The organism is Haemophilus parainfluenzae (assembly GCF_014931415.1).
GTDB classification, from domain to species: Bacteria; Pseudomonadota; Gammaproteobacteria; order Enterobacterales; family Pasteurellaceae; genus Haemophilus_D; species Haemophilus_D parainfluenzae_AF.
On sequence record NZ_CP063121.1, the window covers coordinates 1,617,555 to 1,633,993 of the forward strand.

The 16,439-nt window shown below is 38.7% G+C and carries 15 protein-coding genes; 8 read left to right on the plus strand and 7 right to left on the minus strand.

Going from position 1 to position 16,439, the window contains the following annotated elements:
* Positions 1 to 10 precede the first annotated feature (10 nt).
* The 3 genes from INP93_RS07925 to INP93_RS07935 all read left to right on the plus strand — a co-directional run bounded on the left by INP93_RS07925 (position 11) and on the right by INP93_RS07935 (position 4,077).
* Positions 11 to 1,942 carry a MacB family efflux pump subunit gene (locus tag INP93_RS07925; protein ID WP_197544605.1) on the plus strand — a complete coding sequence of 644 codons (1,932 nt, stop codon included), beginning with the start codon at positions 11 to 13 and terminating at the stop codon, positions 1,940 to 1,942.
* A gap of 84 nt (positions 1,943 to 2,026) precedes the next feature.
* Complete coding sequence (tdeA, locus tag INP93_RS07930; protein ID WP_197544606.1) at positions 2,027 to 3,394, plus strand: toxin/drug exporter TdeA; 1,368 nt, start codon at positions 2,027 to 2,029, stop codon at positions 3,392 to 3,394.
* Positions 3,395 to 3,447: 53 nt separating this feature from the next.
* The gene (locus INP93_RS07935; RefSeq protein WP_197544607.1) at positions 3,448 to 4,077 is read left to right on the plus strand and encodes a histidine phosphatase family protein; all 630 of its coding nucleotides are present in this window, start codon (positions 3,448 to 3,450) and stop codon (positions 4,075 to 4,077) included.
* 73 nt (positions 4,078 to 4,150) lie between these two features.
* Here INP93_RS07935 and apbC read toward each other — a convergent pair whose 3' ends face one another.
* Positions 4,151 to 5,263: an iron-sulfur cluster carrier protein ApbC gene (apbC, locus tag INP93_RS07940; RefSeq protein WP_197544608.1), complete on the minus strand. Its 1,113-nt coding sequence runs from the start codon at positions 5,261 to 5,263 to the stop codon at positions 4,151 to 4,153.
* Positions 5,264 to 5,424: 161 nt separating this feature from the next.
* On the opposite strand from apbC, the gene metG reads away from it, so the two are divergent.
* Positions 5,425 to 7,473 (plus strand): methionine--tRNA ligase, encoded by a 2,049-nt coding sequence (metG, locus tag INP93_RS07945; protein WP_197544609.1) that lies wholly within the window; start codon positions 5,425 to 5,427, stop codon positions 7,471 to 7,473.
* Between the two features lie 104 nt (positions 7,474 to 7,577).
* Positions 7,578 to 8,438 carry an SAM-dependent methyltransferase TehB gene (gene tehB / locus INP93_RS07950; RefSeq protein ID WP_197544610.1) on the plus strand — a complete coding sequence of 287 codons (861 nt, stop codon included), beginning with the start codon at positions 7,578 to 7,580 and terminating at the stop codon, positions 8,436 to 8,438.
* Between the two features lie 70 nt (positions 8,439 to 8,508).
* Here tehB and dapD read toward each other — a convergent pair whose 3' ends face one another.
* The 4 genes from dapD to INP93_RS07970 all read right to left on the minus strand — a co-directional run bounded on the left by dapD (position 8,509) and on the right by INP93_RS07970 (position 10,848).
* Positions 8,509 to 9,336, minus strand: coding sequence for a 2,3,4,5-tetrahydropyridine-2,6-dicarboxylate N-succinyltransferase (dapD, locus tag INP93_RS07955; protein ID WP_005695977.1), 828 nt, complete (start codon positions 9,334 to 9,336; stop codon positions 8,509 to 8,511).
* Between the two features lie 150 nt (positions 9,337 to 9,486).
* On the minus strand, positions 9,487 to 9,951 hold the full coding sequence (locus INP93_RS07960) for an outer membrane lipoprotein (RefSeq protein ID WP_049365852.1): 465 nt from the start codon (positions 9,949 to 9,951) through the stop codon (positions 9,487 to 9,489).
* Positions 9,952 to 9,974: 23 nt separating this feature from the next.
* Positions 9,975 to 10,274: a hypothetical protein gene (locus tag INP93_RS07965; RefSeq protein ID WP_005695975.1), complete on the minus strand. Its 300-nt coding sequence runs from the start codon at positions 10,272 to 10,274 to the stop codon at positions 9,975 to 9,977.
* 4 nt (positions 10,275 to 10,278) lie between these two features.
* The gene (locus INP93_RS07970; protein ID WP_049366949.1) at positions 10,279 to 10,848 is read right to left on the minus strand and encodes a VOC family protein; all 570 of its coding nucleotides are present in this window, start codon (positions 10,846 to 10,848) and stop codon (positions 10,279 to 10,281) included.
* A gap of 88 nt (positions 10,849 to 10,936) precedes the next feature.
* Between INP93_RS07970 and argS the strand changes: the two genes are divergently transcribed.
* Complete coding sequence (gene argS, locus INP93_RS07975) at positions 10,937 to 12,670, plus strand: arginine--tRNA ligase (RefSeq protein WP_193451038.1); 1,734 nt, start codon at positions 10,937 to 10,939, stop codon at positions 12,668 to 12,670.
* Between the two features lie 34 nt (positions 12,671 to 12,704).
* Here argS and smrB read toward each other — a convergent pair whose 3' ends face one another.
* Positions 12,705 to 13,214, minus strand: coding sequence for an endonuclease SmrB (gene smrB / locus INP93_RS07980; protein ID WP_005695969.1), 510 nt, complete (start codon positions 13,212 to 13,214; stop codon positions 12,705 to 12,707).
* 84 nt (positions 13,215 to 13,298) lie between these two features.
* Here smrB and prmB point away from each other — a divergent pair, with 84 nt between their 5' ends.
* Together prmB and INP93_RS07990 are read left to right on the plus strand one after the other, a co-directional pair.
* Positions 13,299 to 14,243: a 50S ribosomal protein L3 N(5)-glutamine methyltransferase gene (gene prmB, locus INP93_RS07985; protein WP_197544611.1), complete on the plus strand. Its 945-nt coding sequence runs from the start codon at positions 13,299 to 13,301 to the stop codon at positions 14,241 to 14,243.
* Positions 14,244 to 14,340: 97 nt separating this feature from the next.
* Positions 14,341 to 15,405 (plus strand): MFS transporter, encoded by a 1,065-nt coding sequence (locus INP93_RS07990; protein WP_197544612.1) that lies wholly within the window; start codon positions 14,341 to 14,343, stop codon positions 15,403 to 15,405.
* 57 nt (positions 15,406 to 15,462) lie between these two features.
* Here INP93_RS07990 and cysB read toward each other — a convergent pair whose 3' ends face one another.
* On the minus strand, positions 15,463 to 16,434 hold the full coding sequence (gene cysB, locus INP93_RS07995; RefSeq protein WP_049366941.1) for an HTH-type transcriptional regulator CysB: 972 nt from the start codon (positions 16,432 to 16,434) through the stop codon (positions 15,463 to 15,465).
* Between the last annotated feature and the right edge of the window lie 5 nt (positions 16,435 to 16,439).

The following is a 16,439-nucleotide window of genomic DNA, read 5'->3' on the forward strand; positions in this document are numbered from 1 at the left end:
TAGAAAATTAATGAATATTATTGAAATTAAGGATCTCAACCGTTACTTCGGTGAAGGCGAAAATCGCGTTCATATTTTAAAGAATGTCTCTTTAAATATTGAAAAAGGCGATTTTGTCGCGATTATTGGGCAATCAGGTTCCGGCAAATCGACCTTGATGAACATCATCGGGTGCTTGGATACGGCAACCAGTGGTTCTTACAAAATCAATGGTAAAGAAACCATTGAATTAAGCAAAGATCAGCTTTCAGATTTACGTAGCCAAAAATTCGGTTTTATTTTCCAACGCTATAACTTATTGTCAAGTTTAACTGCCGCTGAGAACGTCGCTTTGCCTGCAATTTATGCGGGAATGTCACAAGAAAAACGTCTTTCTCGTGCAAAACAACTTTTAGAAAAATTAGGCTTAGGCGATAAATGGCAAAATAAACCAAGCCAGCTTTCCGGTGGTCAGCAACAACGTGTGAGTATTGCGCGTGCGTTGATGAACGGTGGTGAAATTATTTTAGCTGATGAACCCACTGGCGCATTGGATTCGCAAAGCGGTCAAAATGTGATGGAAATTCTGCGTCAATTACACGCAGAAGGCCACACTATTATTATGGTAACCCACGACCGAGAAATTGCCGCCAGTGCGAATCGCGTGATTGAAATTAAAGACGGTGAAATCATTGGCGATACACAAAAAGAAGCGGTAAAAAGTGCGGTCGAAAATCAAACTAAATCTAAACCGCACTTTGGGTTTAGCAAAGATCAATTTGTAGAAGCCTTTCGTATGTCTGTGAGTGCGATTATTGCCCACAAAATGCGTTCTCTTTTAACCATGCTCGGGATTATTATCGGGATTACGTCTGTGGTTTCCGTCGTGGCATTGGGAAATGGTTCACAGCAAAAAATCTTAGAGAATATCAAAGGTATTGGTACAAATACCATGACCATTTTTAATGGTACAGGCTTTGGTGATCGTCGTGCTGAACAAATGCAGAATCTCACGATTAATGATGCCACAGCCTTAAATCAGCAAAGCTACGTACAAAGCGTCACGCCAAATAGCTCATCAAGTGGCACATTGATTTACGGCAACCAAACTTTCTCCTCGACCAGTTTAAAAGGTGTAGGCGAACAATATTTTGATGTAGATGGCTTAAAACTAAAATCCGGTAATTTATTTTCTGCTCAAGATGTTGCTGATAACAACCAAGTAGCCTTAATCGATGAAAGTGCGAAAAAGTCGATTTTCCCAGATGAAAATCCCATCGGCAAAATTGTGATGTTTAATAAACGTCCATTACGTATTATTGGCGTGGTATCTGATAAACAAATGGGTGGGGCAAGTAGTTCACTTAATCTCTATGCGCCTTACACTACCGTGATGAATCGTATTTCGGGCAGTAAAAAAATTGGTTCGATTACCGTTAAAGTGGATGATTCCGTGAATACTACTGTCGCCGAAAAAGGGATTACTGAATTACTCACCATGCGTCATGGTAAAAAAGATTTCTTCATCATGAATAGTGATACCATTAAACAAACCATTGAAAGTACAACTGGCACGATGAAATTACTCATTTCCTCTATCGCCTTTATTTCATTAATCGTTGGTGGGATTGGTGTGATGAATATTATGTTGGTTTCCGTGACAGAGCGAACCAAAGAAATTGGTGTACGCATGGCTATTGGGGCAAGGCAATTCAATATTCTGCAACAATTTTTGATTGAAGCGGTGTTGATTTGTTTAATTGGCGGCGTGACGGGTATTCTGCTTTCGGGGTTAATCGGTCTACTATTTAACGTATTTATGACTGACTTTACGATGGCATTCTCTACCGGCTCAATTGTTGCGGCAGTGGTATTCTCTACCCTGATTGGTGTGATCTTCGGTTATATGCCGGCAAAACGTGCGGCACAATTAGATCCAATTACCGCCCTTGCGAGAGAATAAAGAAATTTTGTAAAACACAAAAGAGCGGTTAAAATTCTCACTAATTTTTGACCGCACTTTAATTAAAAAGAAAGGAAAAAATCCATGTTAAAAATGAAAAAATTAACCTTTGCAATCGCGATGGCAACTGCTCTAGCAGGTTGTGCTAACATCGGCGATTCTTATAAAGCGAGCCAGCAGGATTACCAAAATTATGCGGAAATCACCAAACAATTTAATGTAAAAGAAAACTGGTGGGCGCTTTACAATGATTCACAATTAAATCGTGTGGTAGAACAAGCATTAGTTAACAACAAAGATTTAGCCAAAGCGTCTGTTGCCGTAAACCGCGCTCTATATAATGCAAACCTTGCAGGCGCGAATTTAATTCCTGCATTTAGCGGTTCAACCCAATCTTCCGCAAGTAAAAATGTGAAAACCGGTGGCAGCTCAGCAGTAAGCCATCAAGGTGCATTAAATGTGAGTTATACGTTAGATTTATGGCAACGCTTAGCGGATACTGCAGATGCCGCAGAATGGTCACACAAAGCAACGGCTGAAGATTTAGAAGCAACCAAACTTTCACTCATCAACTCTGTTGTGACAACGTATTATCAAATTGCTTATTTAAATGACGCTATCAGCACAACTGAGGAAACCATTAAATACTACAACGACATTAGCAGCATTATGCAACGTCGTTTATCGCAAGGTGTCGCTGACAGTGCTAGTGTGGATCAATCACAACAAGCTGTATTAACCGCTCGTAACAACTTGATCAACTATCAAACACAACGCAAAACAGCGGAACAAACTTTACGTAACTTACTAAACTTAAAACCGGAAGAAGCATTAAATATCAACTTCCCACACATTCTTAATGTGAAAAATGTGGGTGTGAATTTAAATGTGCCTGTTTCTGTGATTGCGAATCGTCCTGATGTGAAAGGCTATCAATATCGCTTAAGCAGTGCATTCAAAAATGCAAAAGCAACTGAAAAAGGCTGGTTCCCAGAAGTCACTTTAGGTGGAAGCTTAACATCAAGTGGTACTAAAGTCGGTAACGCATTGGACAATCCTGTGGGTACAGGCTTAATCGGCATTAGCCTACCATTCCTCAACTGGAATACGGTGAAATGGAACGTGAAAATCTCTGAAGCCGATTATGAAACCGCACGTTTAAACTACGAGCAAAGTATTACTAAAGCTTTGAATGATGTAGATACCAACTACTTCGCCTATACACAAGCGCAAAGTGCCTTTGCTAACTTACAAAAAACACACAGCTATAACCAACGTATCACCAAATACTATCGTGATCGTTACAATGCTGGTGTATCTGAATTACGTGAATGGCTTGCTGCGGCAAACACAGAGAAAAGCTCTCAACTTTCTATCTTGAATGCGAAATACAACATCATTCAAGCAGAAAATGCCGTATATAGTTCAATGGCAGGTTATTACTCTCGTTAAAATTATGATTAAGGAAGTTTCGGCTTCCTTAATGTTTTTTATGGATATGTAAAATGAAAAAACAACTGACTTTTTATTTCATTCGCCACGGTAAAACTGTTTGGAATACGGAAGGTTTAATGCAAGGTCATGGTGATTCCCCTTTAACAGAAGAAGGCGTTAATGGTGCGAAAAAAACAGGTGTGGCACTTAATCATATTCCTTTTGTCGCGGCCTACTCTAGCGTATTAAAACGTACCATCGCGACAGCCTCTCATATTATTGGTGAACGAGATATTCCCCTTTTCCATCACCAAGGTTTAAACGAACAATATTTTGGTTCTTGGGAAGGTCAACTTGTTGATACCTTAAGAGAACATCCGGAATTCCAGCAACTCATTAAAGATCCTGCCAATTACAAAGCTCAAGTAAATGGTGGAGAAACATTCGAACAGCTGGGCAAGCGTGCCATGAAAGCATTGCACGACATTATTAAGATCCACAATCAAGGCAATATTCTCATTGTGTCGCATGGCCATACTCTACGTTTATTGCTTGCCTTATTAAACGGTGCTACGTGGCAAAGTCACCGCGATGAAGATAAATCAGTATCGCTCATTAACACCTCAATTAGTGTTGTGCATTATGACGATGAGAACGGTTTTTGCGTTGAGAAAATAAATGATGCGGATCATTTGAAATAAGCAAACTTAGCTAAAAAAATAACCGCACTTTGGATGACCTAAAGTGCGGTTAATTTTTATGATGTTTTTGTGATTATTTCACTTCGCGGAATAAAATCTCGCTTGGAATTACAGAGCCTTGCCAGTAAAGCTCAGTTGACACTTTCTCCGCTAAATCTAAGAAAGATTTCGCGATTTCACTGTCTGGTGCGGCAACTACGGTTGGTTTACCCGCATCCAAATCTTGACGAACTTGGATATTCAACGGTAATTGACCTAATACTTTCACATTGTATTTTTGTGCCATTTTTTCTGCACCACCGGTACCAAAAATCGCTTCGTGATGACCACAATTGCTACAAATATGCATAGACATATTTTCCACAATACCTAACACTGGCACAGATACACGTTCAAACATCGACACGCCTTTCACCGCATCTAATAATGCAATATCTTGTGGTGTTGTGACCACTACCGCACCCGTTACAGGGATTTGTTGTGAAAGGGTTAATTGGATATCACCTGTACCAGGAGGCATATCGATTACTAAGTAATCCAAGCTGTCCCATAAGGTTTCATTTAAAAGCTGGCTTAATGCACTACTTGCCATAGGACCACGCCAAATGGTTGCATTATCTTCATCCATTAAGAAACCGATCGAGTTGGCAGATAAACCATACGCTTTAATTGGGGTGATATGTTGGTTATCCGGTGAAGTTGGGCGTTGATGCGGCGCACCTAGCATATGCGGAATAGATGGGCCGTAAATATCTGCATCTAAGATCCCCACACGAGCACCTTGAGCTTGTAAAGCAAGTGCAAGATTCACCGAAACTGATGATTTCCCTACCCCACCTTTACCTGAAGTCACTGCAATGATGTTCTTCACACCTTTTACTGCCGGTTGATTATTTGCACGTTTTAACGTTGCGATTTGATAATTCACCACCCATTTGATTTCTTTGCTATCTGTTGCTTTTAATAACGCATCAGAAAGCTGCTGTTTCACTTGCTCCACGCCAGTGTTCCATGCAAAAGGCAATTGTAATTCAATACGTAATACGTCACCGCCTTTTTCAACTTTCTTCACAGTCTTTAATTCGATTAAGTCTTTTTGTAAGGTTGGGTGTTGAAATTGTTGGAAAAGTTGCAGAACCTGAGATTGTTGTTCTGCCGTTAAATTTTCAGAAAAAGCAGTTGCCATAATATTCCTTTAATAGTAGTAGGTAGTAGAGTAAATTTGTCAGGGATATTCTACCCCTTTTACACCTCAAATGTTAAGCTAAAAGTATAACTAAACTAGAAAAAATCACACTAATCGGGTAACATACTCGCAATTTTTGCAAAAAGAATAAGAGAAAAATAATGACAACTCAACCTCGTAAAATTTTAGTCACTTGTGCATTACCTTATGCAAATGGTGCCATTCATTTAGGCCATATGTTAGAACATATTCAAGCGGATATTTGGGTGCGTTTCCAACGTATGCGTGGCAATAAAATTCATTTTGTCTGTGCTGATGACGCGCACGGCACACCAATCATGCTTAATGCTGATAAATTAGGCATTACACCAGAAGAATTAATCGCAAAAGCAAAAGCTGATCACGTACGTGATTTTGCAGGCTTTAATATCAGTTTTGATAACTATCACTCTACTCACAGTGAAGAAAATAAACAAATCACTGCGGACATTTACAATAAATTAAAAGCTAAAGGCTTCATTAAAACGAAAGTGATTTCTCAGTTATTCGATCCTGAAAAGAACATGTTCTTACCGGATCGTTTCGTCAAAGGGACTTGTCCAAAATGTAAAGCTGAAGATCAATACGGTGATAACTGCGAAGTTTGTGCTTCGACTTATAGCCCGATGGATTTAATTAATCCACGTTCTGCTGTATCAGGCGCAACACCAATCATCAAAGAATCTGAACACTTCTTCTTTGACTTACCTGCTTTTGAAGGGATGTTAAAAGAATGGACTCGCTCTGGTTCACTTCAACCGGAAATTGCAAACAAAATGCAAGAATGGTTTGAAAGTGGTTTGCAACAATGGGATATCTCTCGTGATGCCCCTTATTTTGGTTTTGAAATTCCAGGTGCAAAAGATAAATTCTTCTATGTTTGGCTAGATGCTCCAATCGGCTACATGGCTTCTTTCAAAAATCTCTGCGATCGTGAAGGCATTGATTTTAATGAATTCTGGGGCGAAAACAGCGATGCAGAACTTTATCACTTTATCGGTAAAGATATCGTGTATTTCCACAGTCTATTCTGGCCGGCAATGTTAGAAGGTAGCGAATTCCGCAAACCAACCAATGTGTTTGCTCACGGTTATGTCACCGTAGATGGCGCAAAAATGTCCAAATCACGCGGTACATTTATCCAAGCCAGCACCTATTTAAATCACATTGACCCAGAATGTTTGCGTTACTACTACGCAGCGAAATTAAACGATCGCATCGAAGATCTTGATTTCAATTTGGAGGATTTCGTTCAACGAGTCAATACAGATATCGTGAATAAATTAGTCAATTTAGCTTCTCGCAATGCGGGCTTTATCACAAAACGTTTTGAAGGCAAATTAGCAGATAAATTAGAAGATGAAGCGCTTTCCAATGAATTCACTGCACAAGCTGAACAAATTGCTGCTTACTATGAAAGCCGTGAATACAACAAAGCGATTCGTGAAATCATGGCATTAACTGATAAAGCCAATAAATATATTGATGAAAAAGCCCCTTGGGTCATTGCAAAAGAAGAAGGCAAAGAGGCTGAATTACAAGCAGTTTGCTCAATGGGTATCGAGCTTTTCCGTGTATTAATGTCTTACTTAAAACCGGTTCTTCCAAAACTAGCTGAACGTGCAGAAGCGTTTTTACAAACAGAACTCACTTGGAATAATATTGCACAACCATTATTAGGTCATCAGCTTACTCCATTTAAAGCACTTTTCTCTCGTTTAGAGAAAAAACAAATTGATGCTGTTGTAGAAGAAACTAAAGCACTTTTCGCTGAAGCAAACAAAGCGACAGAAAAAACAGTGGCAAAAGCGACCGCACTTTCAAATGTCGAACCAATTGCTGATACCATTACCATTGACGATTTTGCTAAAATTGATATGCGTGTAGCAAAAGTGCTGAAATGCGAAGCTGTACCTGAATCAAACAAACTCTTACGTTTTGAATTAGATTTAGGTGACCACACTCGCCAAGTGTTCTCTGGCATTAAAGCGGCTTACAACAAACCTGAAGAATTAGAAGGTCGTTTTGTTATTGTGGTAGCAAACCTAGCTCCTCGCAAAATGAAATTCGGTGTATCAGAAGGAATGATTCTTTCTGCAGGCACAGGTGAAAGTGATTTATTCTTACTTTCAGCTGATAGCGGTGTGACTGCCGGTATGCAAGTAAAATAATTTAATATTTAGGCGACTTCGGTCGCCTTTTTTATTGCCAAATAGAATCAAATACCCTACCATATCAATCAGTTATTTATCATGCCAATTAAAAGGAATTCATTATGACAAACGAACTTATCTGCTATAAACAAATGCCGGTTTGGACAAAAGATAAACTACCTAAAATGTTCCAAGAAAAACACAATACAAAAGTGGGCACTTGGGGCAAACTTACGGTATTGAAAGGTAAGCTTAAGTTTTATGAGCTAACTGAAGATGGTGATGTTATTGCTGAGCATATTTTCACGCCTGAAAGTAACATTCCGTTTGTCGAGCCACAAGCCTGGCACCGAGTTGAAGCCCTTTCTGATGACTTAGAGTGTACGCTTGGTTTCTATTGCCAAAAAGAAGACTACTTCAGCAAAAAATACAACATGACTGCAACGCACGGTGATGTGGTTGATGCGGCTAAAATTATCAAACCTTGTAAAGTGTTAGATTTAGGCTGTGGACAAGGTCGTAACTCCCTTTATTTAAGTTTAAAAGGTTATGATGTGACTTCGTGGGATCACAACGAAAATAGCATTGCCTTCTTAAACGAAACCAAAGATAAAGAAAACTTGAATATCAAGACTGCAGTTTATGATATTAATACCGCCAATATTCAAGAAAACTACGACTTTATTGTATCAACCGTAGTATTTATGTTCTTAAATCGTGAACGAATTCCTGCCATTATTAAGAATATGCAAGAACACACCAACCCAGGCGGTTATAATCTAATTGTAGCAGCAATGTCTACGCCTGAAGTACCTTGTCCACTTCCATTCTCATTTACATTCTCTGAAGGTGAATTGAAAGAATATTATAAAGATTGGGAATTCTTAGAATATAACGAAAATATGGGCGAATTACATAAAACCGACGAAAACGGCAATCGCATCAAATTAAAATTTGCCACAATGTTAGCAAGAAAAAAATAATTCGCTAATTTAGAAAATAAAATGACCGCACTTTATCTATCAAGTGCGGTCATTTTTTATGGGATTTTAATTACTCTTCAATAGAACGTAATAACTCATTGATACCCACTTTACCTAAAGTTTTTGCATCAACTTTTTTCACGATCACTGCACAGTATAAGCTGTATTTACCACATTTTGATGGAAGGCTACCTGAAACAACCACAGAACCCGCAGGAACGCGACCGTAGAACACTTCACCCGTTTCACGATCATAGATTTTAGTTGATTGACCAATGAATACGCCCATAGAGATCACACAACCATCTTCAACAATCACGCCTTCAACCACTTCAGAACGTGCACCGATAAAACAGTTATCGCCGATAATGGTTGGGTTTGCTTGTAATGGCTCTAATACACCACCGATGCCTACACCACCAGATAAGTGTACATTTTTACCAATTTGCGCACATGAACCAACAGTTGCCCATGTATCAACCATGGTACCTTCACCCACGTATGCACCGATATTGACATAAGATGGCATTAATACACAGTTTTTAGAGATATATGCACCTTTACGTACGGTTGCAGAAGGTACGACACGGAAACCTTCTTGAGCAAAACGCTCTTCGGTATAGTCAGCAAATTTTAATGCTACTTTGTCATAGTATTTGGTTTCTGCACCATCAATGATTTGGTTATCATTGATACGGAAAGATAATAATACTGCTTTTTTCAACCATTGGTGAGTCACCCATTCACCATCAATCTTTTCTGCAACACGGTATTTACCGCTATCTAATCCTTCGATCACTTCTTCGATTGCTGCACGAGTTTGTGCATCAACTGTTTTAGGGGTAATTTCCGCACGTTTTTCAAATGCAGCTTCAATAACTTGTTGTAAATTTGACATTTTGCTTCCTATTGTTGATGTGAAATAACGGTTGATAGTTGTATCATATTTTTGACTTTCAAGCAAAAAACAACCGCACTTTCTTTTGATTTAAAACATAAAAAAAGCGAACCTTATTATGGCTCGCTTTTTTCTATTTTTTCGTTTAAGTTAGTTGATAACAGAAACATTTAATGATGAACCGCCAACGATTCTTACGCGACGACCTGCTTTAAAGCTAGGATCCGCTTTTTGAACCACCACGATCTCTTCTCTATTATCTTTTCTGATAACAAGCTCTGCACCATTAACTTGGCTCATTTTCTCTTCAGCTTTGCTACCAATAATCGCCCCACCAATTGCTCCTACTGCTGTTGCAATTGCTTGTCCAGTGCCACCGCCAATTGTACTACCAGCGATACCACCTAAAGCACCACCACCAACTGTACCGATTACACCTGGATTATCCGCTTGGATTTTAACAGGACGAACAGAAACAATAGTACCATAGCTAATTGAACGCGCTTCTTTTGCTTGTCCAGCTTCATACACATCACCGCTAAAAATATCAGTGTTTGCACAACCGGTTAAGCCGATAGACATCATAAGTGCTAATGCTACTGTTACTTTTTTCATAAAACTAACCTTCTAAAAATAAATTAGATTGGGTTTCTTGGAGACCAAGTAGAAACGTTTTTCACGCCTTGACCGTTGTCAGATACTTTCACACAAGCACCGGTTACTAAAGTTGAATCGTATTTGTGAACGATAACTTCTGTTTCACCTTCTTGTTTGTATGAGCAGTCGTTTTTACGAACGGTTAATTTTACATCATCACCTTGGAATTCGGTGAAGATAACTTGACCTTTATAAGCGCTTTCATCTTTTTGTGATTGAGATGAACAAGCTGATAAACCTAAACTTAATAAGACAGTTAATGCTAAGGTAATTTTTTTCATTACACTAAACCTCGAGTATTTTCTTTATTGTATAAGGATGAACCTTTATGCAAACGTGATTTTCTGTTTTATCAACAAAACTCACTGCAATGGATGGATTAGGCAATTGCTCCCCTTCCACCTTAGGTTCGCTCACCTTCATGGTTAATTGAGTTAGTTCCTTCCATAAAAATGTATTGCAAATTCGATTAACCCAATCCTCAACAGATTCATGAGATAAAAACGGCATTACAATTTCAATATGTTCCCAAGTTTCTTGGGGATATTGCTTATTTTTAGGAAACGGTAATTCAATAACATCGACAGGCTGACCAATGAAATCAACTGGCTCATCTAATTCAATCAAATAGATAGGACGCCCATTGACGATATTATCGCTTAAAATTCTACCGCACTTTAATAACTCTGTCAGCCAATTTTTTGCTTTTTCTTCAGTATTTGCTCTTAAAGCTAAATGATCAATTTGATAATCCGCTAAATTCACTTTCATGACAGCAGCTAATTGCTGAATTTTTTCCTGAAATAAAGGCAACTCTTGATAAAGTGCGGTCGATTTTTCCATTAAATTTGACATTTTCTCCTGCTCTTACTTTGAGAAATCTATAAACAACGGTATCATAGCCGATTATTTTCATTATTCAATTTCAAGATTAGGAAAAACCGTGAATATTCAATCTATTTTATCCGATAAAATTAAACAAGCGATGATTGCTGCTGGCGCAGATGAACAATGTGATGCGCTTATTCGCCAATCAGGTAAACCACAATTTGGCGACTACCAAGCAAACGGCATCATGGCTGCTGCTAAAAAACTAGGTTTAAATCCACGTGAATTTGCACAAAAAGTATTAGATCATGCTGATCTTTCTGATGTCGCTGAAAAAACTGAAATTGCTGGTCCAGGTTTTATTAATATTTTCTTAAATCCAACTTGGTTAGCGAATAATGTTTCTGCCGCATTAAAAGATCAAAATCTTGGTGTCAGCGCAAATGAAAAACAAACCATCGTGATTGATTATTCTTCACCAAACGTTGCGAAAGAAATGCACGTAGGCCACTTACGTTCTACCATCATCGGTGATGCTGTTGTTCGTACCCTTGAATTTTTAGGTCACAACGTTATTCGTGCGAATCACGTGGGTGACTGGGGTACGCAATTTGGTATGCTTATTGCTTATCTTGAAAAAATGGAAAATGAACATGCGAGTGAAATGGAACTTCAAGATCTTGAAGCATTCTATCGCGAAGCGAAAAAACATTATGATGAAGATGAAGCTTTCGCTGAAAAAGCCCGTAACTATGTGGTGAAATTGCAAGGTGGGGATGAATATTGCCGCACAATGTGGAAAAAATTAGTCGATATCACCATGCAACAAAACCAACGTAACTACGATCGTTTGAATGTCACCTTGACCGAAAAAGATGTGATGGGTGAAAGTCTTTATAACCCTATGTTACCAGCTATCGTTGAAGATCTGAAAAAACAAGGTTTAGCCGTTGAAGATGAAGGTGCATTGGTCGTTTATCTTGATGAATTCAAAAACAAAGAAGGCGAACCGATGGGGGTAATCGTTCAGAAGAAAGATGGTGGTTTCCTTTATACCACTACCGATATTGCGGCGGCTAAATATCGCTATGAAACCTTAAAAGCGGATCGCGCATTAGTGTTCTCTGATACACGCCAAAGCCAACACATGCAACAAGCTTGGTTAATTACGCGTAAAGCAGGTTATGTACCAGATAGCTTCTCACTTGAACATAAAAACTTCGGTATGATGTTGGGTAAAGATGGTAAACCATTCAAAACTCGTACTGGTGGTACCGTAAAATTAGCAGATTTATTAGATGAAGCGATTGAGCGTGCCACTGTATTAATCAATGAGAAAAATACCAATTTATCTGATGAAGAAAAAACTGCGGTTATTGAAGCGGTGGGTATTGGCTCGGTGAAATATGCGGATCTTTCCAAAAACCGCACAACTGACTATGTGTTCGATTGGGATAATATGCTCAGTTTTGAAGGTAATACCGCGCCTTATATGCAATATGCTTATACGCGTATTCGTTCAATCTTCAATAAAGCAGACGTGAATCCAACCGCACTTGCAGAAGCGAAAATTCAGCTTTCAGATGAAAAAGAACGTGCATTAGCGATCAAATTACTTCAATTTGAAGAAGCCGTTCAAACTGTGGGTAAAGAAGGTACACCTCATGTACTCTGTGCTTATTTATATGAGTTGGCGGGTGTATTCTCTTCATTCTATGAACACTGTCCAATCTTAAATGCAGAAGATGAAAACGTAAAATTAAGCCGTTTAAAACTCGCTTCTCTTACAGAGAAAACCTTAAAACAAGGTTTAGCGTTATTAGGCATTAAGACAATCGAAAAAATGTAAAAAAAGTGCGGTCAATTTCGACCGCACTTTTTCTTTATACATCCACTAAAATGAGTATCGCAGCTTCTCCGCCCCATTCTTTGGGAGCTTGGTGTAACGCTCGGACTTTAGGGTGCTGAACTAACCAACGTGGAATTTGTTTTTTCAACGTAAAGGTTCCATAGCCCGTCATGATGCTCGCGCAATAAACATGCTCATCTTCACAAGCTAACAACAGTGCTGCCAATTCCATTTTAGCTTGCTCACGGGTTAAACCATGTAAATCCAAAAATAATTCAGGTGAAAAATCACCACGACGAAGTTGTTTCAATAAATGGCTATCTTCCCCTTCGCGTAAATATTTGATGACACCATCATGTTCATTTAGCAAGGGTTCATATTCATCGGAAAAATAGAAAAGCGTATCTTCTTTTTCTCGAATATCACGTAAATGGGATTTTTTTTGACCGCTCTTTTGACGAGGTGCCACAAAGGTATCTTGCTTGATGGGTTTGATCCCTTTGGTTTCTGCCCGAAAAAGATCAAAATCGTCTGGTTCTGTCATTATTTTTCTCAATTTGTTATTTTGCTTAATGATAGCACATCTATTCTATGGTATAACTAGCCAAATTTTTTATTGAGGCAGAAAATGGAAACCTTACACAATCAAGAGCTTGTTACAACAATTTTAGAAGATAATGTGGCAAGTGAATTAACAACCATTCAAGATTTTTTACGCTGGACATACAGCACATTCAACCGTTCTGATATTTATTACGGGCAAGGCCATGACAATGCGTGGGATGAAAGCCTTCAATTAGTCCTTGCGGGACTTCAATTACCACTCGATTTACCGCAAGATTTATTTAACAGTAAACTGACTCATTCAGAAAAAGAAACCTTAGTACAATTGGTTTTAAGCCGTATTGAGCAACGTGTGCCAGTCGCTTATTTAACGAATAGTGCGTGGTTCTGCGGATTAGAATTCTATGTGGATGAGCGTACAATTATTCCTCGCTCGCCAATTAGTGCATTAATCCAAGATAAATTTGCTCCGCTTTTAAAATCTGAACCAAAACGCATTTTAGATCTTTGTACTGGCAGTGGTTGTATCGCAATCGCGACAGCTGAAGCCTTTCCTGAAGCGGAAGTAGATGCAGTCGATCTTTCTGTGGATGCGTTAAATGTGGCAGAGATCAATATTGCGCGTCATCAATTAGAACATCGTGTTTTCCCGATTCAATCAGATTTATTTCAAAATCTCTTCGGTCAACAATATGATTTAATCGTCACCAATCCGCCTTATGTGGATGAGGAAGACTTGGCAGATATGCCTGAAGAATTCCATTATGAGCCTGAATTAGCCTTAGGTTCCGGTGTTGATGGTTTAGAAATTACAAAACAAATTTTAAAACAAGCGCCGGATTATTTAACATCAAATGGCATGCTCGTTTGTGAAGTGGGCAATAGCATGGTGAGTCTTATCGAGCAATATCCAGATGTGCCATTTGAATGGGTTGAACTAAAAAATGGCGGCCTAGGTGTATTTGCTATTAGCCGCGAAGATTTAGTGAAATATCGCGATTCTTTTTAATCTCAAGTGCGGTTAAAAATCATCGTAAATTTTGACCGCACTTAACAAATTACTGGCGCGCGTTCTTAACGCGTGCTTTTCTTTTTTAAATAAAACAATGAATTTACAAAAACTTTTACTGACTCGTCGTTTCTTTTCTACCCTTGCATTCTTTTCCATGCAAACGGTATTTTTCATCTATTTACAAAGAAAAGGCTTAAGCAACAGTGAAATTGCCTTTTCGCTCTCGTTGCTTTTCTTCTGTAACCAAGCATTAGCGATTTTAGCTGGTATCTGGGGCGATCGCTTTGGATTGGCTAAAATGATGTTGCTCGGCTGCTTTTTAGATGTCATTGCCTATATTTTCTTTCTCTCTGCTGACAATTATATTCTGCTTTTAATAGCCACCACTTGTTTTGGCTTAGGCAGTTGTTTGTTTGGTACCAATGCGAAAGCCTGCCTATTGGTACTCGCGGGTGAAGAATACAAAGAGAAAACTCGATTACAGGGAAAATATTTAAAAGTCTCCTCTATGTCGTCTATGTTTGCGCCTTTGTTAGTGATTCCATTTATCAAATATAATCACATTGAATGGTTGATTTGGGTCTGCTTTGCGATGGAAGCGGTTCTCTTTGCCCTAATGGTTAAACCGTTTTATCAAATCCAAACTTTGCAAACCTTAGTGAAATTTCGCTTTGCCCAAATAAAAGAAATCATCACCAAAGAATTTTTATTGGTGCATTTGATGTTGTTTATTCCTCTTTCCATTTCAACGTCATTCTTTGTGATCTTCCCTTTCCTGTTTGATAACAAATTAGGCATGCCGGAACACTCCCCCATTGCACTTTTTGTGAATGGTTTACTGACCATGTCATTACAAAGTTATTTTTCTCGAAAAATTAATTTAACGATTAAACAAACCCTATGGGTGGCACCAATCTTGACCATTGGCATTATCTTACCTTGGTTCATTACGTTGAAATATATTTCTGTGGTTTCTGCTTATATTTACTTGGTCATCTTCACGGTAATTGAAGTCTATGCTTTAACCGCGATGGCGAATTTATTAGTAAAATTTGATAACGGTACCAATCGCGGCTTTATCTTTGGCTCATCACGATTATTGCTTTCCATTGCAACAGTTATCGTCATGAACTTAGTGCCACATTTATTTTTATTGTAAAAAAGAGCGGTCAGAATTCGTATTAAATTCTGACCGCCCTTTTATATTTTTCTATACTTATTTCACTTCTAATTCAACATTATCAAACAATTTCTTCACCGCGCTGTTATCACGCAATTTCTCAGCCTTTTCAACCATTGGTCGGGTTAAGTGTGGAGAGAAAAATTCAATAAAGTCATACATATAGTTGCGTAAGAAAGTGCTGTGTTTAAACGCAATTTGCGTCATACTCGCACGGAACAAATGCCCTGCATCAATCGCCACTAAATCCTTATCTGCTGGTGTATGTGCCATAGAGGCCATAATACCTACACCTAATCCTAAACGCACATAAGTTTTAATCACGTCAGCATCCGTTGCGGTAAACACAATATTCGGCAGAATCCCTGCTCGGTTAAATGCATAATCCAAATCAGATACACCGGTAAAACCGAAGGTATAAGTGACTAATGGATATTTGCCTAACTCCTCAACAGTAAGATTTTTCACTTTTGCTAAAGGATGGTCAGGTTTAACAATTACCGAACGATTCCACAAATAACAAGGCAGTTGAATTAAATCATCAAAAAGATACGGCGCTTCTGTTGTGATCGCTAAATCCACTTCGCCCGAAATCAATGCATCATGGATTTGCGTCGGTGAACCTTGATGAATATGCAAACTCACATCCGGATATTGTTTCGAGAAACGTTCCACCACAGCCGGCAACATATAACGCGCTTGCGTATTAGTTGTCGCAATGCGTAACACGCCATGATTCGGGCAAGTATATTCATTGGCCACTGATTTAATGCTTTGGGCTTTCACTAAAAGCTCACGAGCAATGGCGACAATTTTTTTACCTGCCGGTGTAATGGATTTAATGTGTTTACCATTACGCTCAAAAATCTCTAAACCTAATTCATCTTCTAACAAGCGAACCTGTTTACTGATACCAGGTTGAGAGGTATAAAGCGCATTCGCGGCTTCAGTCACATTTAAATTTTGGTTTACAATCTCAACAATGTAGCGGAGTTGCTGCATTTTCATCGCGA